Annotated in this window: 22 protein-coding genes; 5 read left to right on the top strand and 17 right to left on the bottom strand. The window is 71.2% G+C overall.

Going from position 1 to position 23,893, the window contains the following annotated elements; genetic code table 11:
• Positions 1-545 precede the first annotated feature (545 nt).
• Complete coding sequence (locus AB0411_RS37275; protein WP_366421669.1) at positions 546-836, top strand: DUF3253 domain-containing protein; 291 nt, start codon at positions 546-548, stop codon at positions 834-836.
• 49 nt (positions 837-885) lie between these two features.
• Here AB0411_RS37275 and AB0411_RS37270 read toward each other — a convergent pair whose 3' ends face one another.
• The 3 genes from AB0411_RS37270 to AB0411_RS37260 form a co-directional block, all read right to left on the bottom strand.
• A complete protein-coding gene (locus tag AB0411_RS37270) occupies positions 886-2,214 on the bottom strand; it encodes a class I SAM-dependent RNA methyltransferase (protein WP_366421668.1) in 1,329 nt (442 codons plus the stop codon).
• 206 nt (positions 2,215-2,420) lie between these two features.
• On the bottom strand, positions 2,421-4,472 hold the full coding sequence (locus AB0411_RS37265; protein ID WP_366421667.1) for an APC family permease: 2,052 nt from the start codon (positions 4,470-4,472) through the stop codon (positions 2,421-2,423).
• Positions 4,473-4,942: 470 nt separating this feature from the next.
• Positions 4,943-6,928, bottom strand: a complete 1,986-nt coding sequence (locus tag AB0411_RS37260; protein ID WP_366421672.1) for an NAD(P)-binding protein — start codon at positions 6,926-6,928, stop codon at positions 4,943-4,945.
• A gap of 329 nt (positions 6,929-7,257) precedes the next feature.
• On the opposite strand from AB0411_RS37260, the gene AB0411_RS37255 reads away from it, so the two are divergent.
• Both AB0411_RS37255 and AB0411_RS37250 read left to right on the top strand, forming a co-directional pair.
• The gene (locus tag AB0411_RS37255) at positions 7,258-7,926 is read left to right on the top strand and encodes a potassium channel family protein (RefSeq protein ID WP_086721044.1); all 669 of its coding nucleotides are present in this window, start codon (positions 7,258-7,260) and stop codon (positions 7,924-7,926) included.
• Positions 7,923-8,594 (top strand): potassium channel family protein, encoded by a 672-nt coding sequence (locus AB0411_RS37250; protein WP_026170356.1) that lies wholly within the window; start codon positions 7,923-7,925, stop codon positions 8,592-8,594. Before AB0411_RS37255 ends, AB0411_RS37250 begins: the two co-directional genes overlap by 4 nt.
• 153 nt (positions 8,595-8,747) lie before the next feature.
• Here the strand turns inward: AB0411_RS37250 and AB0411_RS37245 are convergent, their stop codons facing one another.
• From AB0411_RS37245 to AB0411_RS37230, 4 genes are all read right to left on the bottom strand, one after another.
• A complete protein-coding gene (locus AB0411_RS37245) occupies positions 8,748-9,629 on the bottom strand; it encodes a DUF3159 domain-containing protein (protein ID WP_403152962.1) in 882 nt (293 codons plus the stop codon).
• A gap of 3 nt (positions 9,630-9,632) precedes the next feature.
• Entirely contained in the window at positions 9,633-10,031 is a 399-nt protein-coding gene (locus AB0411_RS37240; RefSeq protein ID WP_030088861.1) for an OB-fold nucleic acid binding domain-containing protein, read from the bottom strand.
• A gap of 132 nt (positions 10,032-10,163) precedes the next feature.
• Positions 10,164-10,847 carry a response regulator gene (locus tag AB0411_RS37235; protein ID WP_030993540.1) on the bottom strand — a complete coding sequence of 228 codons (684 nt, stop codon included), beginning with the start codon at positions 10,845-10,847 and terminating at the stop codon, positions 10,164-10,166.
• 79 nt (positions 10,848-10,926) lie between these two features.
• Entirely contained in the window at positions 10,927-13,479 is a 2,553-nt protein-coding gene (locus tag AB0411_RS37230) for a sensor histidine kinase KdpD (RefSeq protein ID WP_366421666.1), read from the bottom strand.
• Between the two features lie 460 nt (positions 13,480-13,939).
• Here AB0411_RS37230 and AB0411_RS37225 point away from each other — a divergent pair, with 460 nt between their 5' ends.
• Positions 13,940-14,512 (top strand): GNAT family N-acetyltransferase, encoded by a 573-nt coding sequence (locus AB0411_RS37225; RefSeq protein ID WP_403152956.1) that lies wholly within the window; start codon positions 13,940-13,942, stop codon positions 14,510-14,512.
• A 209-nt stretch (positions 14,513-14,721) separates the two neighbouring features.
• Here the strand turns inward: AB0411_RS37225 and kdpC are convergent, their stop codons facing one another.
• The 7 genes from kdpC to AB0411_RS37190 all read right to left on the bottom strand — a co-directional run bounded on the left by kdpC (position 14,722) and on the right by AB0411_RS37190 (position 21,529).
• The gene (gene kdpC, locus AB0411_RS37220) at positions 14,722-15,390 is read right to left on the bottom strand and encodes a potassium-transporting ATPase subunit KdpC (protein WP_366421664.1); all 669 of its coding nucleotides are present in this window, start codon (positions 15,388-15,390) and stop codon (positions 14,722-14,724) included.
• A gap of 5 nt (positions 15,391-15,395) precedes the next feature.
• Positions 15,396-17,495: a potassium-transporting ATPase subunit KdpB gene (gene kdpB / locus AB0411_RS37215; RefSeq protein ID WP_366421663.1), complete on the bottom strand. Its 2,100-nt coding sequence runs from the start codon at positions 17,493-17,495 to the stop codon at positions 15,396-15,398.
• Between the two features lie 32 nt (positions 17,496-17,527).
• Positions 17,528-19,204 carry a potassium-transporting ATPase subunit KdpA gene (gene kdpA, locus AB0411_RS37210; protein WP_366421670.1) on the bottom strand — a complete coding sequence of 559 codons (1,677 nt, stop codon included), beginning with the start codon at positions 19,202-19,204 and terminating at the stop codon, positions 17,528-17,530.
• A 31-nt stretch (positions 19,205-19,235) separates the two neighbouring features.
• Positions 19,236-19,325, bottom strand: a complete 90-nt coding sequence (gene kdpF, locus AB0411_RS37205; protein WP_018543380.1) for a K(+)-transporting ATPase subunit F — start codon at positions 19,323-19,325, stop codon at positions 19,236-19,238.
• Between the two features lie 326 nt (positions 19,326-19,651).
• A complete protein-coding gene (locus AB0411_RS37200; protein ID WP_366421662.1) occupies positions 19,652-20,416 on the bottom strand; it encodes a DUF3710 domain-containing protein in 765 nt (254 codons plus the stop codon).
• A gap of 1 nt (position 20,417) precedes the next feature.
• Positions 20,418-20,939 (bottom strand): dUTP diphosphatase, encoded by a 522-nt coding sequence (gene dut, locus AB0411_RS37195; protein WP_366421661.1) that lies wholly within the window; start codon positions 20,937-20,939, stop codon positions 20,418-20,420.
• Positions 20,936-21,529, bottom strand: coding sequence for a PaaI family thioesterase (locus tag AB0411_RS37190; RefSeq protein ID WP_088800456.1), 594 nt, complete (start codon positions 21,527-21,529; stop codon positions 20,936-20,938). Before AB0411_RS37190 ends, dut begins: the two co-directional genes overlap by 4 nt.
• A 58-nt stretch (positions 21,530-21,587) precedes the next feature.
• On the opposite strand from AB0411_RS37190, the gene AB0411_RS37185 reads away from it, so the two are divergent.
• On the top strand, positions 21,588-22,031 hold the full coding sequence (locus AB0411_RS37185) for a DUF3093 domain-containing protein (RefSeq protein ID WP_366421660.1): 444 nt from the start codon (positions 21,588-21,590) through the stop codon (positions 22,029-22,031).
• 21 nt (positions 22,032-22,052) lie between these two features.
• Here AB0411_RS37185 and AB0411_RS37180 read toward each other — a convergent pair whose 3' ends face one another.
• The 3 genes from AB0411_RS37180 to AB0411_RS37170 form a co-directional block, all read right to left on the bottom strand.
• Complete coding sequence (locus AB0411_RS37180) at positions 22,053-22,826, bottom strand: hypothetical protein (protein WP_366421659.1); 774 nt, start codon at positions 22,824-22,826, stop codon at positions 22,053-22,055.
• A 101-nt stretch (positions 22,827-22,927) separates the two neighbouring features.
• Positions 22,928-23,230 carry a DUF4193 domain-containing protein gene (locus AB0411_RS37175; protein WP_003982531.1) on the bottom strand — a complete coding sequence of 101 codons (303 nt, stop codon included), beginning with the start codon at positions 23,228-23,230 and terminating at the stop codon, positions 22,928-22,930.
• 525 nt (positions 23,231-23,755) lie between these two features.
• On the bottom strand, positions 23,756-23,893 hold a 138-nt coding region (locus AB0411_RS37170; RefSeq protein WP_366420958.1), incomplete at its 5' end, for an ATP-binding protein.

Genomic DNA, 23,893 nt, shown 5'->3' with positions numbered 1-23,893 from the left:
CACGTCACGGTCGAATTTCGGCATGCCGAAATTGGTCCCGATGAGGGGCCGTGCAGTAGTGGTGTGCCGCGAAGCGGCGGGATGGCTGCCGTGGGACCTGTCGGCTCCGTGGCAACTCGTAGAACTTACACGATCCTATGAGTGGTGCACGACTTGGGGGGCACGTCCGCAGTGGTTCGAGCCGTCCCGGACCGTCAGGTCGCCGTGCCCCCTGGTCACAGCGGCAGCCGCACGGCGGGCGCGCTCCGACGAAGCCGGCAGCTCCGAAAAGCGCTCGGTCTCCCCCTCTTCCCGAGCATCCTGCACTCCCGGCGTCCCCACATCGAGCTGCGGGGACGCCTTCTCCAGCATCACGACGCTCTCGGCATCGTGCCTCATCGGCTGCACGTCGCAGCGAAGGGACCGACGGACAGACGCCACCTGTCCCTCTCCGTGGAACCCGCGGAAGCCCGGAGCATCAGCTGAGCGCCGTGACATCGGCACGGCATGCACCGTGGGGAGGCCCGCCACGTCTGCTCCAGGCGAACGGTGCCACACTTGATTGCGTGACGGAGACGGACCAGCTCACCCGACGGCTGGAGCAGGTCATCACGGACCTGCTGGAGCGACGTGCGGTCACGGCTTCGATCTGCCCGTCCGACGCCGCGCGTGAAGTCTACGAGGGGGACGACGAAGGCTGGCGAGCCTTGATGGAACCGGCCCGCCGAGCCGCCTGGCGTCTGGCGGCGGCCGGCAGGGTCGAGGTGACCCAGGCCGGCTCACCCGTCAAGGAGAGCGAGGCCCGCGGTCCCCTCCGCATCCGTCGCGCAGGTTCTCAGCGGCCCCGCTCCCGATGACGTCAGCTGCCCTCCTTCCGGCAGCAACGGCTACACGGAACCGGGCAGTTCAGGCTCCCTTGGTCCCCCGCTCCAGCACCACAACGCACTCCACATGATGCGTCATCGGAAACAGATCAAACGCCCGCATCCGCCGTGGCACGTAGCCCGCCTCTGCGAAGTACTTGAGGTCGCGGGCCAGGGCTGCCGGGTCGCAGGCGACGTAGGCGATGCGGCGGGGGGTGAGGGAGGCGAGGTGGGTGACGGTCTGCTTGCCGGCGCCGGCGCGGGGCGGGTCGAGGACGACGAGGTCGACGTCGGTGATGCCGGTGCGGGGGAGGATCGACTCGACCTTGCCGTGCTCGATGCGGACGCGGTCGAGGTCCTGGAGGTTGTGGCGGGCGTCCTCGACGGCGCGCTTGCCGGATTCGATGCCGAGGACCGCGCCCTTGTCGCCGACGCGTTCGGCGAGGGCGCCGGCGAAGAGGCCGACGCCGCAGTACAGGTCGAGGGCCATGTCGCCCTTCTTGGGCATCAGGCCCTGCATGACGGCTTCGACGAGGAGGTCGGCGGCCTTCGGGTGGACCTGCCAGAAGCCGCCGTTGCCGACCCGCCAGGTGCGGTCGGCGGCGCGTTCGCGGACGAAGGGGCGGCCGTGGACGCGGTGGACGCCGCCGTCCTTCTCACCGACGCGCAGGACGGAGACCGGCTTGTCGAGTTCGACGATGGGGAGGCGGCCGCCGGGGCGCGGGGTGAGGATGACCTGACGGTCGTGGGAGCCGGTGGCCGCGATCGCCTCGACGGTGGCCATCTGCGGCCACTCGCGCTTCTCGATGCCGAGTTCGGAGACTCCCGGGGCGGCGATCATGCAGTGGGTGACCGGCTCGATGTCGTGGGAGCGGTGCTTGCGCAGACCCGCGTGGCCGTCGGCGTCGATGGCGTACTGGACGCGGGTGCGCCAGGCGGGAACCTCGCCGGGGCCGACCTTGTCGCCGGGGGCGGGCTCGACGGTGCCGTCCCAGCCGGCCGCCTCCGGGGTCAGTCCGGCCAGCCGCATCAGCTGCTCTGCCACCACCTCGCCCTTGAGCCGACGCTGGGCTCCGGGCTTGGCGTGCTGCCAGTCGCAGCCGCCGCACTTGCCGGGGCCGGAGAAGGGGCAGGGGGCCTCGACCCGGTCCTTGGAGGGGGTGAGGATCTCCACGGCGTCGGTGCGCAGGAAGCGGGCGCCCTCCTCGCCGTCGGTGACGCGGGCGATCACCCGCTCGCCGGGCAGGGCGTGCCGTACGAAGAGGACCTGGCCCTCGTCGGTGCGGGCGATGCAGTGGCCGCCGTGTGCGACCGGGCCGATCTCGACCTCGTACTCCTCGCCGACCAGCGATTTCTTCGGTTCTGCCTGCATGGCGGGAGGGCTCCTGTGGTGGGTGGTGCGGGGCGAGACGGGCCGTACGGGGCGCGCGGTACGGACCGGAGGGACGGCGGGACGCCGACCGTCAAGTCTACGTCCCCGCGTGTCGTGCCCCGGTCCTGTCCTGCCGCCGCCGGTCGCGCTCGCCGCCGTACCCGTCCGGCGCCCGGCGTGGCCGCCCCCGCACCCGGGCGGCCGCCCTACTTCTTGGGGGCCGCCTTCTCCTTCTTCGGCTGGGCGACCGGGCCGCGGCGGACCGCACCCGGGGCGTTCCACTCCGCGCGCTTGCGGGCGCGCAGCTTGGCGGCCTCGGAGGAGTCCAGCTGCCAGGGCACGGAGGTGACCATGACGCCGGGGGTGAACAGGAGGCGGCCCTTGAGGCGCAGTGCGGACTGGTTGTGGAGGAGGTGCTCGTACCAGTGGCCGACGACGTACTCCGGGATGTAGACGGAGACGGCGTCGCGCGGGCTCTCCCGGCGCAGCGACTTGACGTAGTCGATGATCGGCCGGGTGATCTCGCGGTACGGGGAGGCCAGCACCTTCAGCGGCACCTCGATGCCGCGGCGCTCCCACTCCTCCCGCAGGGCCTTGGTGTCGGCCTGGTCGACGTCCACGCTGACCGCTTCGAGGCTGTCGGAGCGCATCAGCTTGGCGTAGTTCAGGGCGCGCAGGGTGGGCTTGTGCACCTTGGAGACCAGGACGAGGGAGTGCACCCGGGAGGGGCGGACCACGTCGTCGTCGGGGGTGTCCTCGGCGGCGATCTCGTCGGCGACCCGGTCGTAGTGGCGGCGGATCGCGGACATCGTCACAAAGAAGATGACCATGCCCAGGAGCGCGACCCAGGCGCCGTGGGTGAACTTCGTCAGGAGGACGACGACCAGGACCAGGCCCGTGAAGAAGGCGCCGAAGGCGTTGATGGCGCGGGAGCGGTGCATCCGGCGGCGCTTGGCCGGGTCGGTCTCGGACAGCAGGTGGCGGTTCCAGTGGCGGACCATGCCGGTCTGGCTGAGCGTGAACGAGACGAAGACGCCGACGATGTAGAGCTGGATGAGGCGGGTGGAGTCCGCGCCGTAGAGGTAGACGAGGATCGCGGCGGCCCCGGCCAGCAGGACGATGCCGTTGGAGAACGCCAGGCGGTCGCCGCGGGTGTGCAGCTGGCGCGGCAGGTAGCGGTCCTGGGCGAGGATCGAGCCGAGCAGCGGGAAGCCGTTGTAGGCCGTGTTGGCGGCGAGGAACAGCACCAGTGCGGTGGCGGCGGCCAGGATGACGAACAGGAAGCTGCCCTTGCCGAAGACCGCCTCGGCCACCTGCGAGATGACCGGGTTCTGGGTGTAGCCGGGGCCGATCGGCTTGCCGTGGTCGAGCAGGTCCTTGGCGGGGGTCTCCGCCATCCTGACGTGGGTGGCCATGGCCAGGCCGATGATGCCGCAGAACATGGTGACGGCCAGCCCGCCCATGAGGGCCAGGGTGGTCGCGGCGTTCTTGGACTTCGGCTTGCGGAAGGCCGGGACGCCGTTGGAGATCGCCTCGACGCCGGTGAGCGCGGCACAGCCGGAGGAGAAGGCCCGCAGCATGAGGAAGACCAGGGCGAAGCCGGCCAGGCCGCCCTGTTCCGCGTGGATGGTGAAGTCCGCGGTGGGGGCCTTCATGGTGTCGCCCAGGACGACGCCGCGGATCACGCCCCAGGCGATCATGATGAAGACGCCGGCCACGAAGACATAGGTCGGGATCGCGAAGAGCTTGCCCGATTCCTTGACGCCGCGCAGGTTCATCAGCGTCAGCAGCACGATGATGGCGATCGCGCACAGGGTCTTGTGCTGGACGACGAACGGGATCGCGGAGCCCAGGTTCTCCACCCCGGAGGCGATGGAGACCGCGACGGTCAGCACGTAGTCGACGAGCAGGGCGCTGGCGACGGTGAGACCGGCCTTGGGGCCGAGGTTGGTGTTGGCGACCTCGTAGTCACCGCCACCGCTCGGGTAGGCGTGCACGTTCTGCCGGTACGACGCGACGACGGTGAACATCAGCACCACGACCGCGACCGCGATCCAGGGGCTGAAGTTGTACGCAGACACACCCGCGACGGACAGGACGAGCAGCACCTCGCCCGGCGCGTAGGCCACGGAGGAGAGCGGGTCGGAGGCGAAGACGGGTAGTGCGATGCGCTTGGGAAGCAGGGTCTCCCCGAGCTTGTCGCTGCGCAGTGCGCGCCCGATCAAGATCCGTTTGGGCACGTCGGTCAGTTTGGACACGCAGAGGATGCTAAGCCTTCGTCAAGGTCTGCGCCCACCCGCTACCGGATCGGGTGGCTTCGGCGCGGAGCACAGCGCGCCGAGCGGAGTGCATCTGCCCTGCTGAGAGGCGCATTGCGGCCCCTCACCTCCACAGGATTCGCACGTCGCGCGCACGGTACGGCCCCGGTAGGCCGCGCCCGTGGTGTTCGTCACGGATGCTGACGCACCCCGTCACGGGGATGACACAACCTGTCACGGGGGCACGGTGAGCTGTCACGAAGAGGGTGTGAACCGTCACGCGAACGACTGCGCCCGTCGCGAAGTGACACCGGCCGTCATGGACGCGCGGCGGAAGTCACTCTCAGGTGCCGGCAGGTCACCTCCACGTGCCGGTGGGTCACCCGCCGGAGAGGCACCCCAGGTGCCGGTAGGGCACCCCTAGATGCCAAGAGGTCACCCGTCGTCGAGTCACCCCGCGCACCCGCGATTCACTCCTGTGGGGCTCCCCCGACACCAGCCCCGGGCTCAGCCCCGGCCCCGGCCCCCGCTTCCCCATGGCGCCGGCCGTGCAGATCGCCCAGTCCCTGCCGGGTGGCGACCAGCAGGACCCGGTCCTGGGGGCGGAGGACGTAGCCGTCGCCGAGCTCGTGCACCAGATGGGCCGGCTCGCGTTCCGGTTCCGGTGGGGGCGCGGCGGCCGTGCCGTCCGGGTCGTCCGGTGCGGAGGTGTCGACCGCCAGCACCCGCAGCCGGCCCGGCCGGAGCACCTCGGCGACCGTACGGCCCTCCAGCGAGACGTGGCCGCGCACCTCGACCCGGGCGACCAGCAGCACCCGGCGCTCGACCGGAATGGCGCCCAGGATCTGGCGGCCCATCATCGCGCCGGCGAAGGCGGGCGCGGCCAGGTAGCTGACGCTGCGGCTGCGGGTCAGCGCCCGCGGGTGCGCGGCGCGCAGGGTGCGGTAGACGGCGGTGGCGAACCGGTCGTCGAACAGCCGCAGGGTCACCCGCAGCCGCGGCTGGACCGAGCGCGCGTAGAGGGCGGCCTCCAGGTTGGTGGTGTCCTCGCTGGTCAGGGCGAGCAGGGTGGCCGCGCGCTCGATCATCGCGGCTTCCAGGACACCTTCGTGCGTGACGTCACCCAGAACGGTGGGCACCCGCAGCCGGCGGGCCAGTGCGATGCCCCGCGCCTCCGGGTCCCCTTCGATGCACACCACGGGGATGCCCATCTCGTGCAGCCGTGCCAGTACCCGGGTGCCGACCTTGCCGAGGCCGAGGAGCACCACATGCCCCGCGAGGCCGCGTGGCGGGCGGCGCAGGGCCGAGGCGCTGCGGAAGGTGCCGAGCCCCTCGAACGCCGCCGCGACGAGCACCGGCAGCAGCAACAGGCCGGTCAGTCCGGACAGCAGCTGCAGCACCTTGCGGGGCGTCGGGTCGTGGGTCGCCGGGTCGTTGATCGCGAAGAGGTCCAGCAGTGAGAGGTAGGCGGCGTGCACCGGGTCCTCGCCGGTGGTCAGGGAGCCGGCGACGGCCAGCGCCAGCACCGCGCCGACGACCGCGGCCAGGGACCAGCGCAGCCGCCGGGAGAAGAGCGAGGCGAGCGGGGCGCCGCGGCCACGGAGCCGGCGGCGGCGCACCGGCCGTCCCGTATAGGAGACGGTCTCCAGCACGACGGTTCCGCAGCCGACGGCGTCCGCGGCCGCGGCATCGTCCGGCAGCAGTACGGGGCCCTCGTCGCCGGCCGCCGAACTCGGCGCCTCCTCGGGGTCGTTGGCGGAGGCCGAGAGCAGCGCCAGGGTGCACAGCCCCGGATCGCCGGGCCGGCCCGGCGGCACCGGCGTACGCTCCACGGCGCGCAGCAGCAGCCCGTCCGCCTCGATGACCTTGCTGGTCCCGGCGACCGCGGCGGCCGCCAGCGCGGGCGCCACGGTGTCGGCGTCGGACAGGACGGTCGTGGAGGCGTCGACGGCCTCCGCGCCCCCGGCGTCGTCGGAGTCCAGGGCGGCGACCGCGGCCGCCTGGTCGAGCAACTCCTCCAGATGCTGGCCGAGTTTGCGGTTGTAGAGCCGGATGACCAGCCGCAGCCGGGGGTTGAGCCTGCGGGCCCGCAGCGCGGCGTGGATGTTGAGCTCGTCGTCGTCGTAGACCAGCGCCAGGGCGTCCGCCCCGGCGACGCCGGCCGCGGCCAGTGCCGCATCGTCCGGCTGCGCCGCCTCCAGGACCCGTACGGTCTCCTCCTGCGCCTCCGCGCCGTCGTCGAGATCCTCGGGCGCCAGCGGCGTCGTCCGCGTCATCGCCGCCGACACCCGGCCCAGCAGCGCGGTGGCCCGGTCGAGCGCGCGGGCCGGCGGCGGGATCCGGGGGCGGTGCGGCTCCCGGGCGGAAGGGACGACGAGCGTCACCCGTTCGCCGTAGACGTCCCGGAGCTCGGTGGCGAGCCGACGCGCCAGCGCATCGTCGCCGCAGACCACCATGTGCGGGGTGCAAGAGCCCTGTTGGGGCTGGAGAGGCAGGTTGGGCACACCTCGTAGCGTGCCTCACGGGCGCCGGGCGGCGCAGCCCGGCGCGGGACGCCGTCGCGCGGACGGCGCGGATCCGCATCGGACCACGGCCCACCGCGCCCCCTACCGGGAGCGCCATTACGGCTACGGTTGTACCGGACCACGGTGCGCCCAGCGCCCCCGCTGACGCGCCCGGTCCTGTCGCGAGCCGTGGCTCCGTGTCGCCGGTACTGGGAGAAGAAAGTAGTGAGCAGGGTGTTTGTGCAGGTCAGCGCGCTAGTACAGGGCACGGGGTAATCAGCATGCACATCGTCATCATGGGGTGCGGGCGCGTGGGCTCCGCGCTTGCGCAGACCCTGGAGAGCCAGGGTCACACCATCGCCGTGGTGGACCAGGACCCGACGGCGTTCCGTCGCCTGGGTTCGTCCTTCGGCGGCCGCCGGGTGACCGGCGTCGGCTTCGACCAGGACACCCTGCGCGAGGCCGGCATCGAGGAGGCGGGCGCCTTCGCGGCCGTCTCCAGTGGTGACAACTCCAACATCATCGCCGCCCGGGTGGCCCGTGAGATGTTCGGTGTCGAGAATGTAGCGGCCCGTATCTACGACCCCCGCCGCGCCGAGGTCTACCAGCGCCTGGGCATCCCGACCGTCGCCACCGTCCGCTGGACCGCCGACCAGATGCTGCGCCGGCTGCTGCCCTCGGGCGCCGAACCGCTGTGGCGGGACCCGAGCGGCGGCGTCCAGCTCGCGGAGGTGCACACCTCCCCCTCCTGGGTCGGCCACAAGATCAGCACCCTCCAGGAGGAGACCGGCGTCCGCGTCGCCTTCCTCACCCGGTTGGGCGAGGCGATTCTGCCGACCTCGCAGACCGTGCTGCAGGAAGGCGATCTGGTGCACGTCATGATGCGCACCGACGAGGTCGAGAAGGTCGAGGCGGCATTCGCCACGGGTCCCGAGGGGGCGCACGCATGAGGGTCGCGATCGCAGGCGCCGGCGCGGTGGGCCGTTCCATCGCGGGCGAGCTGCTGGAGAACGGGCACGAGATCCTGCTCATCGACAAGGCGCCGACCGCCATCTCGGTCGAGCGGGTGCCGCTGGCGGAGTGGCTGCTGGCGGACGCCTGCGAGATCACCTCGCTGGACGAGGCGGCGCTGCAGCGCTGCAACGTCGTCATCGCGGCGACCGGCGACGACAAGGTCAACCTCGTCGTCTCGCTGCTCGCCAAGACCGAGTACGGCGTGCCGCGGGTGGTCGCCCGGGTCAACAACCCGAAGAACGAGTGGCTGTTCAACGAGTCGTGGGGCGTGGACGTCGCGGTCTCGACGCCGCGTCTGATGTCGGCCCTGGTCGAGGAGGCGGTGAGCGTGGGCGATCTCGTCCGGCTGCTGCGCTTCAGCCACGGCGATGCCAACCTCGTCGAGCTGACGCTGCCCCCGGAGGCCGCGCTGGCCGGCACCCGGGTCGGCGATGTGGAGTGGCCCGAGGACACCTCCCTGGTGACGATCATCCGCGGTACGCGGGTGCTCACGCCCAACAAGGAGGACGCGCTGGAGGCCGGTGACGAGCTGCTGTTCGTGGCGGCCCAGTCGCGCGAGGAGCAGCTGGAGGACCTGCTGTCGATGCGGCGCGAGGACGCATAGCGCCGTCCGGACCGGCGGTCCACCGGGGGCGTGCCACGGCTGCCGTGCGCAGCCGTGGCGCCCGCCACCGGCCATGAGCAACGCCCGGGGCCCGGGAACCGAGTGGTTCCCGGGCCCCGGGCGCAGGTGTGTGCGCAGCCGTGTGCCGTCGCGTCAGCGGCGGTGGCGGGCCCGTCGCGGCCGCTCGTCGGTGCCCTCCGCCACGGCCTCGGACGCCATGTCCTGGTAGACGCCGTCGGCGACCCGGTCGAGCGTCTCCCGCTCGCCGCGGCGCCGCTCCTCCGCCTCCTTCTCGGCCTTCTCCTTCGCCTCCATCTCGGCGAAGACGTCGATCGGCGCGGGGGCCTTCGCCAGGAAGACCCACGTGAGATAGACGGCGAGCAGGAACGGCGGGATCTTCAGCGCGATCAGCACCCAGCCGAGCTGAGTGGTGTCGGCCCACCAGTACAGCGGGAAGAGGATCGCGCACTTGGCGAAGAGGATCAGTCCCCAGGCCCAGCTGGCCTTGGCGTACGCCTTCTTCCGTCCCGGGTTGCGGGTGCGCCAGGAGAGGTTCTCCTTGAACACCGGCCCCAGGATCAGACCGATCAGCGGGACCCCCGCGACCGTGGTGATCATGTACGCGAGGGCCAGTCCGAGGGTGTAGAGCATCCCCGGCAGATAGAAGTCCTTGGCGTTGCCCGTCATCATCGCGAAGACCACGCCGAAGGCCACCCCGAAGACGCCGCCGAAGGCGTGCTTGACGGTGTCCCGGCGGATCAGGCGGGCTGCGGCCAGCACCAGCGAGACGGCCAGCGCGGCGATCGCCGAGAGGTGCAGGTCCTTGTTGATCGTGAAGATGGTGACGAACAGCAGGCCGGGGACGACGGTCTCCACCATGCCGCGTACGCCGCCGAACGCCTCGAACAGCGCCGCCTCGGTCACCTGTCTGTCGGCGGCTCCTGGTTCGTCCGTCCCGGGCGGGGCGGTCGAGGGGCCTGCGGAGGCATCGGGGTCGGCATCCGCGTCAGTGGTCGGTCGGTCGTGAGACGTCACCGGCTACTCCTGTCCGAGCGGTCGGAGTTCGTACTTCGGATTGAAGAGCACCCGGCGTCCGTGGCTCAGGGAGACCCGGCCCGAGGCGATGAGCTTACGGCCCGGCTCGATGCCGACGATGGAGCGGCGGCCGAGCCACACCACGTCGAGCGCCGCGGAACCGTCGAACAGCTCCGCCTCCAGCGCGGGCACACCGGCGCGCGGCCGCAGCGTCACATGCCGCAGGGTGCCGGTGACCTTCACTATCTGCCGGTCGTCACAGTCGCAGATACGGGTGCACCCCGCGTCCTGCGCATCCTGCTGCAGCTCGGCGGACTGCAGCTCCTCCTCGGAGGAGGACAGCCTGTCGAGCAGCCGACGGAAACGACCTGCCGGCTTCTCGGAACGGGTCCCAGCACTCATAGGCCCAGCGTACCGGTGGCCAGGTGCCCCGATCACGGCCCGCACGCGGACTTCGTACCCGCCTCACAAAGCCGCCGCCCGCCGCGGGGGCCCGTGTTACCGGCCTCCGCCGCCTCACTGCTCGCCGCCGCCTCACTGCTCGAAGCGGTACCCCATCCCCGGCTCCGTGATGAAGTGCTTCGGGTGCGAGGGGTCGCTCTCCAGCTTGCGGCGGAGCTGGGCCATGTAGACCCGCAGGTAGTTGGTCTCGGTGCCGTACGAGGGGCCCCAGACCTCCTGGAGCAGCTGCTTCTGGCTGACCAGCCGGCCCGCGTTGCGGACCAGGACCTCCAGCAGATGCCATTCGGTGGGGGTCAGCCGGATGTCCCGGCCGCCTCGGTTGACCTTCTTCGCGGCGAGATCGACGGAGAAACCTTCCGTCTCCACGATCACCTCGGCGTCGGCGGGCCCGGTCGGCTCGGCCCTGCGCACCGCCGCCCGCAGCCGGGCCAGCAGCTCGTCCATGCCGAACGGCTTGGTGACGTAGTCGTCCGCGCCCGCGTCCAGCGCCTCCACCTTCTCGTCGGAGGTCTGCCGGGCGGAGAGCACCAGGATCGGCACCCGGGTCCAGCCCCGCAATCCCTTGATCACCTCGACGCCGTCCATGTCCGGCAGGCCGAGGTCGAGGACGATCACATCGGGGTGGCGGGCGGCCGCGAGCTTGAGCGCGGTGGCTCCGTCGGGGGCCGCGTCGACCTCGTATTTGCGCGCCTTCAGGTTGATCACGAGGGCGCGGACGATCTGCGGCTCGTCATCGACCACAAGCACCCGGTTCACTGGCGTTCTCCTCGTGGTGTCGTCGGCCGGCGGGGCGGGCCCGCCGGGAGTGTGGTGAGGGTGGTCCGTACGGCCCGGGTCATGTCGTGGCCTGGGCGGGAAGGTCGGGCCTGGCCGGCGGGCGGCCGGCCGCGGCCCGGAGCGTGAGGACCATCGTCATCCCGCCGCCGGGGGTGTCCTCCGCGGCGAGCGTGCCGCCCATCGCCTCCGCGAAGCCCCGCGCCACGGCAAGCCCGAGGCCCACGCCTGCGCCGCGCGGGGCGTCGCCGTAGCGCTGGAAGGGCTCGAAGATCCGGCCCTTGGCGCTGTCCGGTACCCCCGGGCCGCGGTCGGCGATCCGCAGCTCCACCCGGTCTCCGAGCGCGCTGGCCGAGACCAGCACCTGCGTCCCATCGGGGCTGTATTTCACGGCGTTCTCCACCAGGTTGGCGACCGAGCGCTCCAGCAGCCCCGGGTCGACGGCGACGATCGGCAGCTCCTCGGGGATGTCGAGGCTGACGCTGCCCTCCGGGACGCCGCCGAGCGCCATCGGCACCACCTCGTCGAGGTCGATCTCGCGGATCAGCGGGGTGACCGTGCCGGTCTGCAGCCGGGACATGTCCAGGAGGTTGCCGACCAGGTGGTCCAGCCGGTCGGCGCCCGCCTCGATGCCGGCCAGCAGCTCCGCCTCGTCCTCCTCGGACCAGGCGACGTCGTCGGAGCGCAAGGAGGTCACGGAGGCCTTGATGCTCGCCAGCGGGGTCCGCAAATCGTGGCTGACCGCGGCCAGCAGCGCCGTCCTGATGCGGTTGCCCTCGGCCAGCTCGCGGGCCCGCTCCGCCTCGCCCACCAGCCGCTGCCGGTCCAGGACGACGGCGGCCTGGGCGGCGAACGCGGCCAGTACCCGGCGGTCCTCCGCCGGCAGCACCCGGCCGGTCAGTGCCAGCGCCATGTGGTCGCCCACGGGCATGTCGACATCGGCGTCCTCGGGACGCAGGAGCGGCTTGCCGTGGTCGCCGCCGGCCCGGCCCGCACAGGTCCACGGCTCGACGTCGCCGGCCCGCTCCAGCAGCGCCACCGTCTCCATGCCGAAGGTCTCCCGTACCCGCTCCAGCAGGGCGTCCAGGGTCGTCTCCCCGCGCAGCACGCTGCCCGCGAGGAAGGAAAGGATCTCCGACTCGGCACGCAACCTGGCCGCCTGATGGGTGCGGCGGGCGGCGAGGTCCACCACGGAGGCGACCGAGACCGCCACCGCGAAGAAGATCACGATGGCGACGATGTTCCTGGGGTCGTCGACCGTGAGGGTGTGGGTGGGCGGCGTGAAGTAGAAGTTCAGCAGCAGCGAGCCGACCGCGGCGGACGCCAGGGCGGGCAGCTGCCCGCCGAGCAGCGCGGCGACGACCGTCAGGAAGAGGAAGAGCAGCACGTCGTTGGCGAGCCCGGGGCCGTTCGCCATGCCGGTCAGCAGCAGCGAGAGCAGGACCGGCCCGGCGACACCGACGAGCCAGCCGGCGATGATCCTGGCCCGGCCCAGCCGCGCACCGCGTGCCACCGGCAGCCCCCGGCCCTTGGCGACCTCCTCGTGGGTGACGATGTGCACATCGAGGTCGGGCCCCGACTCACGGGCGACGGTCGCCCCCACGCCCGGTCCGAAGATGTACTGCCAGGCCTTGCGGCGACTGGACCCCAGCACGATCTGGGTGGCGTTGACCCCACGCGCAAACTCCAGCAGCGCGCTGGGGATGTCGTCCCCGATGACGTGATGAAACGTGCCGCCCAGGTCCTCCACCAGCGTGCGCTGGACGGCGAGTTCCTTGGGCGAGGCCGAGGTCAGCCCGTCGCTGCGGGCGATGTAGACGGCGAGCACCTCGCTGCCCGACCCCTTGGCCGCCATCCTCGCCGCACGGCGGATCAGCGTACGGCCCTCCGGCCCGCCGGTCAGTCCGACGACGATGCGCTCACGCGCCTGCCAGGTGGAGCGGATCGAATGCTCCGCCCGGTACTCCTGCAGATACTCGTCCACCCGGTCGGCGACCCACAGCAGCGCGAGTTCGCGCAGCGCCGTGAGGTTGCCCGGCCGGAAGTAGTTGGACAAGGCGGCGTCCACCTTGTCGGGCTGGTAGATGTTGCCGTGCGCCATACGACGGCGGATCGCCTGTGGCGACATGTCGACAAGCTCGATCTGGTCGGCCCTGCGGACGACCTCGTCGGGCACGGTCTCGCGCTGCCGCACCCCCGTTATGGACTCGACGACATCCCCGAGTGACTCCAGGTGCTGGATGTTGACGGTCGAGATCACATCGATCCCCGCTTCCAGCAGCTCCTCGATGTCCTGCCAGCGCTTGCCGTTGCGCGAACCGGGGACGTTGCTGTGCGCCAGCTCGTCGACCACCGCCACGGCCGGATCGCGTTCCAGGACCGCGTCCACGTCCATTTCGGTGAAAGCGGCGTCGCGGTACTCCAGCTCCCGGCGCCGAATCTGCTCCAGCCCGTGCAGCATGACCTCCGTACGCGGCCTGCCGTGGTGCTCGACGAACGCCACGACCACATCCGTGCCCCGCTCCACGCGCCGGTGCGCCTCGGACAGCATCGCGTACGTCTTGCCGACGCCCGGTGCCGCGCCGAGGTATATCCGTAGCTTGCCGCGTGCCATGGCCCCATTGTCTTACGTGAAAGCCGCCCCCACCGGGCTGAACCTGCTGCGACCCTACCGACCGGACAACTGGACAAAAGGGGCAGTCGGCTACTTGGCGGCCGGTCTTGACGCGACTCTGATACGGGCGGGCGAGTGCGGCTGAGGGAGGGGCCGTGAGGCGGGGCCCTGGGGCGGGAGGCCTTGTGGGTGGGGTGCCGGTCCGGGGGCTGGACCGCTGGGGCGGAGGCGGCCGATGACCGGGGCCGCCCGCCGGGACGAGGGCGCAGAGGCCGGACCGCCGGGAGGTGAGGGCTTCACGGACCGCGGGGAAGGCCCGGACGGACGAGGCGGGGAGGACCGGACGGACGAGGCGGGAGGACCGGGCGAACGAGCAGGGAGGACCGGGGCGGGCGTCGGGAAGAAGCGATGCCCCACGGCCGGAAAAATGCCCTCGCCGAGCCTCCGGCCGACTGCGACCATGCCACCCATGACCGAGGCACATCCGGCGACGCCCCGCACGCCCGAGGTACGCATCGCCCACACCTCCGACCTGGACGCCGGCACCCTCAAGGCGGCCCGCGCCCTCCTGTACGACGTCTTCGACGACATGACCGCGGAGGACTGGGAGCACGCACTCGGCGGCCTGCACGCCCTCGTCCATGAGGACGGCGAGCTGATCGGGCACGCGGCCGTGGTCCAGCGGCGCCTGCTGCACGGCGGCAAGGCACTGCGCTGCGGCTACGTGGAGGGCGTCGGCGTCCGCGCGGACCGGCGTGGCCGCGGATACGGCGCCGCCATGATGGAGGCGCTGGAGCGGATCGTGCGCAGCGGCTACGACCTCGGTGCGCTCGGCGCCGCCGACGAGGCCGCGTCGTTCTACGCCGGCCGCGGCTGGCAGCTGTGGCGCGGCCGCTCCTGGGCCCTCACCCCTGACGGCATCCGGCGCACCGCCGACGAGGACGGCTGCCTCTACGTCCTCCCGACCGCGTCGGCCCCGCTCGACCTCGACACCGACCTCACCTGCGACTGGCGCGACGGCGACCTCTGGTGACGCGGGAAGGGGCGGCCGGCGAGAGATCCTCGCCCGGGCGCCCCGGCCCGCCGGGCGGGCAGGCGGGCGGCGGAGGAACCCAACCCGGCCCCACCTGGGCGCCCCCGCACCGGCCCCGGCCGGATCGGCACCGAATCAGGGCGGGGCGGCCCCCTTGGAGGAGAGAACCGCGAACTCCTCCAAGGGGGCCGCCCCGTGCACCCGTCTGCTCAGCCCGTGGCCCGGCCCGCGACCAGGTCCTTCAGCGCGATGTTCAACTCCAGCACGTTGACCCGCGGTTCACCCATGAATCCGAGGATGCGGGCGTCGGTGTGGCGCTCGACCAGTTGGCGCACCGTGCCGGCGGGCAGGTGGTTCTCCCTGGCGACCCGGTCGGCCTGCAGCGCCGCGTAGGCGGGCGAGACGTCCGGGTCGAGTCCGGAGCCCGACGAGGTGACCGCGTCCGCCGGAACCTTCGACTCCGGCACGCCGTAGGTGTCGGCCACCCACTTCTTGCGCTCCTTCACCGCCTTGATGAGGTCGGTGTTGGTGGCGCCCAGGTTGGAAGCACCGGAGACCTGGAGGTCGTACTGGGTGTTGACGCCGTTGGCCTGGTTGCTGCCCAGGCCCGCGGAGGGCCGCGGCTGGAAGAACTTCAGGTCCGGGACGGGATTGCCGGCCTTGTCCTTGCCCTTGTCGTAACGCTGGCCGAGCAGCGACGAGCCGACGACCTTGCCGTGGGAGCTCACCTCGGACCCGTTGGCCTTGCCGGGGAACGCCGCCTGCGCCACTCCGGTGACCACGAGCGGGTAGACCACCCCGCAGATCACGGTCAGCACGAGCAGGGCGCGCAGGCCCGCCCCGATCAACCGGGCGGTGTTGCGGACGGAGTTGTTCACGGCGGTCACCCGATTCCGGGGAGGAGAGCGAGGAGCAGGTCGATGAGCTTGATGCCGATGAACGGGGCGATCAGACCGCCCAGTCCGTAGACGGCGAGGTTGCGGCGCAGCATCTTGTCGGCGCTGACCGGCCGGTACTGCACGCCCCTGAGGGCGAGCGGCACCAGCGCGACGATGATCAGCGCGTTGAAGATGATCGCCGAGAGGATGGCGGAGTGGGGGCTGGACAGCCGCATGATGTTGAGGGTGTCCAGGCCGGGATAGGCCACCGCGAACATCGCCGGGATGATGGCGAAGTACTTCGCGACGTCGTTGGCGATCGAGAAGGTCGTCAGTGCACCACGGGTGATCAGCAGCTGTTTGCCGATCTCGACGATCTCGATGAGCTTGGTCGGGTTGGAGTCCAGGTCCACCATGTTCCCGGCCTCCTTGGCGGCCGAGGTGCCGGTGTTCATGGCCACGCCGACGTCCGCCTGCGCCAGGGCGGGGGCGTCGTTGGTGCCGTCGCCCGTCATCGCGACCAGCTTGCCGCCGGCCTGCTCACGCTTGATGAGCGCCATCTTGTCCTCGGGTGTGGCCTCCGCGAGGAAGTCGTCCACACCCGCCTCGTCGGCGATGGCCTTGGCCGTCAGCGGGTTGTCCCCCGTGATCATGACGGTCCTGATGCCCATCTTGCGCAGTTCGACGAAGCGTTCGCGCATCCCGTCCTTGACGACGTCCTTGAGGTGGATGACTCCCAGGACGCGGGGGCCGCTCGCGTCCTCCAGGGCGACCAGCAGCGGGGTGCCGCCGGCCTGGGAGATGGCGTCGGTGAGCTGCTGGGCGTCCTCGGCGACGGCGCCGCCGCGTTCCTGCACCCAGGCGATGACGGAACCGGACGCCCCCTTGCGGATCTTGCGTCCGTCGACGTCCACACCGGACATCCGGGTCTGGGCGGTGAACGGGATCCACTCCGCGTTCGCCAACTCACCCTGGTGGCGCTCGCGCAGGCCGTAGTGCTCCTTGGCGAGCACGACGATGGAGCGGCCCTCGGGCGTCTCGTCGGCCAGCGAGGACAGCTGGGCGGCGTCCGCGACCTCGGCCTCGGTGGTGCCGCGTACGGGCACGAACTCGGCGGCCTGGCGGTTGCCGAGGGTGATGGTGCCGGTCTTGTCGAGCAGCAATGTCGATACATCGCCCGCGGCTTCCACGGCGCGGCCGGACATGGCCAGGACGTTGCGCTGCACCAGGCGGTCCATGCCGGCGATGCCGATGGCCGAGAGCAGTGCGCCGATCGTCGTCGGGATGAGGCAGACCAGCAGCGCCAGCAGGACGATCATCGTCTGCTCGGCGCCCGCGTAGATCGCGAAGGGCTGGAGGGTGACGACCGCCAGCAGGAAGACGATGGTCAGCGAGGCGAGCAGGATGTTGAGCGCGATCTCGTTGGGGGTCTTCTGCCGGGCGGCGCCCTCGACGAGGTTGATCATCCGGTCGATGAAGGTCTCGCCCGGCTTCGTTGTGATCTTGATGACGATGCGGTCGGAGAGCACCTTCGTCCCGCCGGTCACCGCGGAGCGGTCGCCCCCCGACTCACGGATGACCGGGGCCGACTCCCCGGTGATGGCCGACTCGTCGACGGATGCCACGCCCTCGACGACATCGCCGTCACCGGGAATGACATCCCCGGCCTCGCACACGACGAGGTCCCCGATGCGCAGTTCGGTGCCGGGCACCGGCTCCTCGCCGCTGCCGCCCAGCCGGCGCGCGACGGTGTCCGTCTTGGCCTTGCGCAGGGTGTCGGCCTGCGCCTTGCCGCGGCCCTCGGCGACCGCCTCGGCCAGATTGGCGAATATGACGGTCAGCCACAGCCAGGCGGCGATCGCCCAGCCGAACCAGTCGGAAGGATTTGTGCAGGCGAAGACCGTGGTCAGCACGGAACCGATCTCGACCACGAACATCACGGGGGACTTGACCATCACCCGCGGGTCGAGTTTGCGCAGCGCGTCCGGCACGGACGTGATCAGCTGCTTGGGGTCGAAGAGACCGCCCCCCACGCGGCCGTCGCCGGGCTGGTGGCCGCTGGGGACGTCCTGGTGCGGAGCACGGGTGGGAGTGGCGGTGGACATGGGGCCGGACTCCTCCGGTTTCACAGGGACGGTCATGACAAGCCCTCCGCAAGCGGCCCGAGGGCCAGCGCCGGGAAGTAGGTCAGACCGGTGATGATCAGGATCGTGCCGACGAGCAGCCCGGCGAAGAGCGGCTTTTCGGTACGGAGGGTGCCCGCGGTCACCGGGACCGGCTTCTGCTCGGCGAGCGAACCGGCCAGGGCGAGCACGAACACCATCGGCAGGAAGCGGCCGAGCAGCATCGCCAGACCGATCGTGGTGTTGTACCAGGGGGTGTTGGCGTTGAGGCCGGCGAACGCGGACCCGTTGTTGTTGGCGCCCGAGGTGAAGGCGTACAGCACCTCGGAGAAGCCGTGCGAACCCGCGCCCAGCGCCTTGGTGTTGAGCATCGAGCCCAGTGCGTCCGGCAGCACCATCGAGGCGGCGGTGAAGCCGAGCACCAGCGTCGGGGTGATGAGGAGGTAGCAGGCAGCGAGCTTGATCTCGCGGGTGCCGATCTTCTTGCCCAGGTACTCGGGCGTCCGGCCCACCATCAGACCGGCGATGAACACCGCGATGACCGCCATCACGAGCATGCCGTAGAGCCCGGACCCCACGCCGCCGGGGGCGATCTCGCCCAGCATCATGCCGAGCAGCTGGACGCCGCCGCCGAAGGCCGTGAAGGAGGAGTGGAAGGAGTCGACCGCGCCGGTGGAGGTGAGGGTGGTGGCCACCGAGAAGATCGAGGAGCCGCCGATGCCGAAGCGGGTCTCCTTGCCCTCCATGGCGGCGCCCGCGGCCTGCAGGGCCGGGCCGCCGTGGGCGAACTCGGTCCACATCATCAGTGCCGTGAAACCCAGCCAGATGACGCCCATCGTGGCGAGGATCGCGTAGCCCTGCCGCACGTTCCCGACCAGCTTGCCGAAGGTTCGGGTGAGCGCGAACGGGATGACGAGGATCAGGAAGACCTCGAAGAGGTTGGTGAAGGCATCGGGGTTCTCGAAGGGGTGGGCGGAGTTGGCGTTGAAGTAGCCGCCCCCGTTGGTGCCCAGTTCCTTGATGACCTCCTGGGAGGCGACCGCGCCACCGTTGGTCTGCTGGGAGCCGCCCATGAACTGGCCGACCTCGTGGATGCCGGCGAAGTTCTGGACGGCACCACAGGCGACCAGGACGAGCGCGCCGATGACGGCGATCGGCACGAGCACCCGTACGGTGCCGCGGACCAGGTCGGCCCAGAAGTTGCCCAGGTCGCCGCTGCGGGAGCGGGCGAAGCCGCGGACCAGGGCGATGGCGACGGCCATGCCGGTGGCGGCGGAGACGAAGTTCTGCACCGCGAGGCCGGCCGTCTGCACGACGTGGCCCATGGCCTGTTCGCCGCTGTAGGACTGCCAGTTGGTGTTGGCGACGAAGGACGCCGCCGTATTGAACGCCTGGTCCGGGCTGATCGACGCGAAGCCGAGGGACAGCGGCATACCGCCCTGGACACGCTGCAGCAGGTAGAGGAAGAGCACCCCCACCGCGGAGAACGCCAGGACGCCGCGCAGATAGGCCGGCCAGCGCATCTGGGCGTCCGCATGGGCGCCGATGCAGCGGTAGACGACCTTCTCGATGCGCAGGTGCCTGGGAGAGCTGTAGACGGCGGCCATGTAGTCGCCGAGGGGACGGTACGCCAGGGCGAGCGCCGCGGTGAGCGCCGTCAGCTGGAGCACGCCTGCGAGAACGGGGCTCATCTGGCCCGCCGCGGCAGCAGCAGTCGACACCTCAGAACCTCTCCGGGAAGACGAGGGCGAGGACCAGGTAGCCGAGCAGGGCGACGGCCACGACCAGGCCGACGATGTTCTCCACGGTCACAGCTTCGCCACCCCCTTGGCGACGAGAGCCACCAGCGCGAAGACCGCGATCGTGACGACGACGAAGGCCACATCGGCCATCGTGTGCTCCTAGGGGGAAGGGGCGGACAGGACCCCTAGAGCAAAGCGCCGTTCCTGCCGCATGTGACCGCCGTTGACGGGTCCCTTACGGCCATTGGCGCTCCCTTGACGACTTTCCTACGCATCGCGACCTGACCTGCACAAACACAGCGGGCCCGCACCCCCCATAGGGGAGTACGGGCCCGTGTGACCGTCACGATCCGGCCGCCCCGGGGGCGCCTGTGCGCCGCCCGGCCGCCGGCTGTGTCAGCGGATCTCGGTGATCTCCGGTCCACGCTCCAGGCGCTCGACGCCACCACCGAAGCGCGACTGCTCGACCTGGTCCTGCTGGACGCCGTCCGGCACCATCTGGGCGTCGTCCGGCAGCTTCAGGACGATCGGGTCCCGGGGGGCCATCGGGCCCTCGCCGCGGACGATGACGGTGTCCCGGAAGATGTGCTCCAGCACGCCCGCGGCCTGCGGCTGCACCGCGCCCTGGCCCGAGATCACACCGCGCAGGAACCACCGCGGGCCGTCGACGCCGATGAAGCGCACGACCTGCACGCCGTTCGTGCCGTCCGGCAGCTGTACGGGTACCTGGGCACGCAGCTCCCAGCCCAGCGGGCCCTCGACCTCGTCGATGACCCCGCCCTGCTGGGTGATGCCGGCGGCGATCTCCTCGCGGACCTCGCCCCAGATGCCCTCGTTCTTGGGGGCGGCGAAGGCCTGCAGCTGTACGGCGCTGTCCTGCAGCACCACGGTCGCGGCGACGATGGCGTCACCGGCGACCTCCACCCGGAGCTCCATGCCGTCGACACCCGGCACGAACATCCCGCCGAGGTCCACCCGGCCCTCGCCGGGCTCGGAGACCTCCGAGGAGTCCCAGGGACCGTCGGGGCGCGGCGCGGGCGGAAGATTGAGCCGCTGGTGCGGCGCCTCGTCCTCATCGGCGTCGCTCACCGCGTGCTCGTCGAGCGTGGTGTCCTCGACCGACTCTTCAGGAGCCTCGTTCTTCTTGCGACGTCCGAACACGTCACTGTCCTTCCCGGTCGGCACCGACCGATGCGTATTCATTCCCGCCCGTGGAGCCGCCCACCGCCGCATGACCGCCGGTGGAACCGAATCCCCCCTCGGCCCGCGCCGAGCCGGGAAGTTCCGCCACCTCGTGGAAGCGCACCTTCTCGACCTGCTGGACGACCAGTTGGGCGATCCGGTCGAACCTCTCGAACCGCACGCTGTCGCGCGGGTCCAGATTGACCACGATCACCTTGATCTCTCCACGGTACCCGGCATCCACCGTCCCGGGGGCATTCACCAGCGCGAGACCGCACCGCGCGGCCAGTCCGGACCGCGGGTGCACAAATGCCGCATACCCGTCGGGCAGGGCAATCGACACCCCGGTGGGCAGCACCGCGCGCTCCCCCGGCGCCAGCTCGGCGGCCTCGGTGGTCACCAGGTCCACACCCGCGTCGCCGGGATGCCCGTACGACGGAACGGGCACCTCCGGATCCAGCCGCCGCAGCAGCACATCCACCGGATTCCGTCCCTGACTCACGGGTTCACCTCGAAGGCACGCGCACGCTTGACCTGGTCCGGGTCGGACATCGCCGCCTGGATCTCCTCGGTCCTTCCGTTGTCGATGAAGTGGTCGACCTTCACCTCGATGAAGACGGCCTCGGCGCGCACCGCGACCGGACCGTCGGGGCCGTCTATGCGCCCCACGGCCGTCGAGTAGATCTTGCGCCCGTGCACCGCGGTGACCCGCGCGTCCAGGTGCAGCACCGTGCCCAGCGGCACCGGGCGCACGAAGTCGGTCTCCAGCCGGCCGGTCACCGCGATCACCCGCAGCAGCCAGTTCAGCGAGCCCAGCGTCTCGTCCAGCGCGGTGGCCAGCACCCCGCCGTGCGCCAGGCCCGGCGCACCCTGGTGGGCCTCCTTGACGGTGAACTCGGCGGACACGCTCACGCCGTCGCCGGCCCGCGCCTCCAGGTGCAGGCCGTGCGGCTGGCCCGTGCCGCAGCCGAAGCACCGGTCGTAGTGCGCGCCGAGGAGTTCTCCGGGTGCCGGCGCGTCGGCATGCCGGACCGGGGCCACAGCGTCCGCCGGTGGCGTCAGCCGCGCCCTGGGTTCGTCAGTTCCACTCACGAGTGCAGACCCTACCCGCGCGCATCAGGGAGCCGCGCCGCCGTGCCAAGCTGGAGCCATGCAGTCGTACGAAGAACGCCTCACCGCGCCCCGGTCCTGGTGGGTGATCGCCGCGCTGATCGGCGTCGCCTGCGCCCTGATGCTGCTCCCCCTGGGGACGCTGTGGATGCTCGGCGGACTGATCGGCGGCGCGGCGCTGTCGGCGGTGGCGGTGAGCACGTACGGCTCGGCGCGGATCCGTGTGGTGGGCGGCGCGCTGATCGCCGGCGAGGCGAAGATCCCGGTGACGGCGCTGGGCGAGGCGCGGGCGCTGGATGCGGACGAGGCGCTGGCGTGGCGTACGCACAAGGCCGACGCCCGTGCGTTCATGCTGCTGCGCGGCTACATCCGCACCGCGGTGCGGGTGGAGATCACCGATCCGCAGGACCCGACGCCGTACGCGTACCTCTCGACGCGGGCGCCGGAGCGTCTGGTGGCCGCGCTGGCGGCCGGACGGTCCTGACCGGCCACTGCCCCTGGCGGGTCAGCCGCCCGATGGGGGAAGGGTCCCTTCGCCCCGCCCGGAGCGCGTCGGGGCGGCCGGGGCCGAGTCGGGAAGGGCGTCCCAGGGGACCTGCTGCGTGCGCAGGTCCGTACGGATCTTTTCCGCAAGCTTTCTGGTGTCCCTGCGGTTCATGAACGCGCCGACGGACGCGCCGATCATGAACGGGGTGAGGTTGGGGAGGTTGCGCAGCGTGCGCTTCATGATCTGCTGGCGCAGCTCGCGCCTCATCTGCACACCGAGGGCGATGTTCAGCGAGGCCGGTTTGGTGAGGTCGACGCCCCGCTCCTCCGTCCAGGAGGTCAGATAGGCCATGCCGCGCTGCCGGAAGTTCCCGGCGGGCCGCAGGCCGTAGACCTCGTGGAGCTCGGCGATCAGTTTGATCTCGATCGAGGCGACGCCGGTGACCTCGGCGGCCAGCTCGGCCGGCATGGCGGGCGGTACGGGCAGCATCGCTGCCGCCCCGACGCCCGCTCCGACGGCGGCGGTGCCCTTGCAGGCACCCGCGACCAGCTTGTCGGCCAGGTCCTCGGGGGTCAGTCCGGGGAACTGGGCGCGCAGGGTGGCGAGGTCGCGGACCGGGATCCGCGGGGCGGTCTCCATGATCCGGTCGGCGATCACGGCAACCATGGCCCGCACCCTGCCGCCGGCGCCGGCAGCACGGCCGATCTTGGACGCGAGCGAGGCCGTGCGGCCTCGCCCCTCCGGTGCACCGGTGATCCGCTCCGCGGGAAGGGCGGCCGGGTCGGCGGGCACGGGCGCGGTTTCCTCGCGTGATCGTGCGCCGGCCGCCGAGCCTTCGACGCCCTTGGGACCCTTGCGGAACGGGTTCACGCCCGCCACGGCGCGGACCTGACTCAGGCCGCGCAGTCGCGGCAGATCGGCTGCCCGTTCTTGTCCTCCGCGGCGAGCTGGCTGCGGTGGTGGACCAGGAAGCAGCTCATGCACGTGAACTCGTCCTGCTGCTTGGGCAGCACGCGCACGGCCAGCTCTTCGTTGGACAGGTCCGCGCCGGGCAGCTCCAGGCCCTCGGCCTGCTCGAACTCGTCGACGTCGACGGCCGAGGCGGACTTGTCGTTCCGCCGCGACTTCAGCTCTTCAATGCTGTCCTCGTTGAGGTCGTCGTCGGTCTTGCGTGGGGTGTCGTAATCCGTAGCCATTTTCGCTCTCCCCCTCTGGGTGTCTGCGGTGTCTCAGCGCTCGTAACGCGTGAGAGGCCGGACTTGTGCCCGACCTGAGGCGGAGATTTTGCCTCACATCAAGGTCTGTTACTCAATCGACACCCAACCGCACCCCTGAAGAGGTGATCGGTTTGGATGGCGATCAGGACCGTACACGGTCCGAATGTCGCACCTCGCGCAGCCCACCACCTCTACTTCCCGTGATCTCACCCCCCGGAAACCCGGACTTCCCCGGCATTCCGACGGGGATTTCGATCACGGAGCGTAGATGGCCGGAATTTCGCGCCTGTGAGGCATCACACACGCACAGGCCGACGGGCGGACCGGTTCAATTCCGCGCAAAGCGAACTCGGCGAAGGATCCACGCCGACCCCCCTTCACGTCAAACCGGCAGGCGAGGCGGTGTACGGCCCGGAGACGGGCGATCGTACGCACAGATGTCCGAAGCCGCCCGCCGGGGCGCTCAGCGGCTCCAGCGGGCGCACAACGGCCCTGTGGCCTGCGTCAGAGCGGGAGGACGACCCGCATGTCGAGGCCGCCGCCCTCGCGGGGCACCGCCGTGATCGTGCCGTCATGCGCCCGCACCACCGACCGCACGATCGACAACCCCAGCCCCACACCCTTGTCACTGCCGGTCCGCTC

It is taken from the genome of Streptomyces angustmyceticus (assembly GCF_040701845.1).
Lineage (GTDB): Bacteria > Actinomycetota > Actinomycetes > Streptomycetales > Streptomycetaceae > Streptomyces > Streptomyces angustmyceticus_A.
Note: the sequence above shows the minus strand (reverse complement) of the source record. Positions and strands in the feature narration are given on the sequence as shown.

Coding starts and splice junctions, on each gene's coding strand:
- AB0411_RS37230 (WP_366421666.1), bottom strand. CDS start 13,479: ATGGCACGCGGCAAGCTACGGATATACCTCGGCGCGGCACCGGGCGTC.
- AB0411_RS37270 (WP_366421668.1), bottom strand. CDS start 2,214: ATGCAGGCAGAACCGAAGAAATCGCTGGTCGGCGAGGAGTACGAGGTC.
- AB0411_RS37175 (WP_003982531.1), bottom strand. CDS start 23,230: ATGGCTACGGATTACGACACCCCACGCAAGACCGACGACGACCTCAAC.
- AB0411_RS37250 (WP_026170356.1), top strand. CDS start 7,923: ATGAGGGTCGCGATCGCAGGCGCCGGCGCGGTGGGCCGTTCCATCGCG.
- kdpB (WP_366421663.1), bottom strand. CDS start 17,495: ATGTCCACCGCCACTCCCACCCGTGCTCCGCACCAGGACGTCCCCAGC.
- AB0411_RS37225 (WP_403152956.1), top strand. CDS start 13,940: ATGCCACCCATGACCGAGGCACATCCGGCGACGCCCCGCACGCCCGAG.
- AB0411_RS37255 (WP_086721044.1), top strand. CDS start 7,258: ATGCACATCGTCATCATGGGGTGCGGGCGCGTGGGCTCCGCGCTTGCG.
- AB0411_RS37240 (WP_030088861.1), bottom strand. CDS start 10,031: ATGAGTGCTGGGACCCGTTCCGAGAAGCCGGCAGGTCGTTTCCGTCGG.
- AB0411_RS37260 (WP_366421672.1), bottom strand. CDS start 6,928: ATGGTGGTCTGCGGCGACGATGCGCTGGCGCGTCGGCTCGCCACCGAG.
- AB0411_RS37185 (WP_366421660.1), top strand. CDS start 21,588: ATGCAGTCGTACGAAGAACGCCTCACCGCGCCCCGGTCCTGGTGGGTG.
- kdpA (WP_366421670.1), bottom strand. CDS start 19,204: ATGAGCCCCGTTCTCGCAGGCGTGCTCCAGCTGACGGCGCTCACCGCG.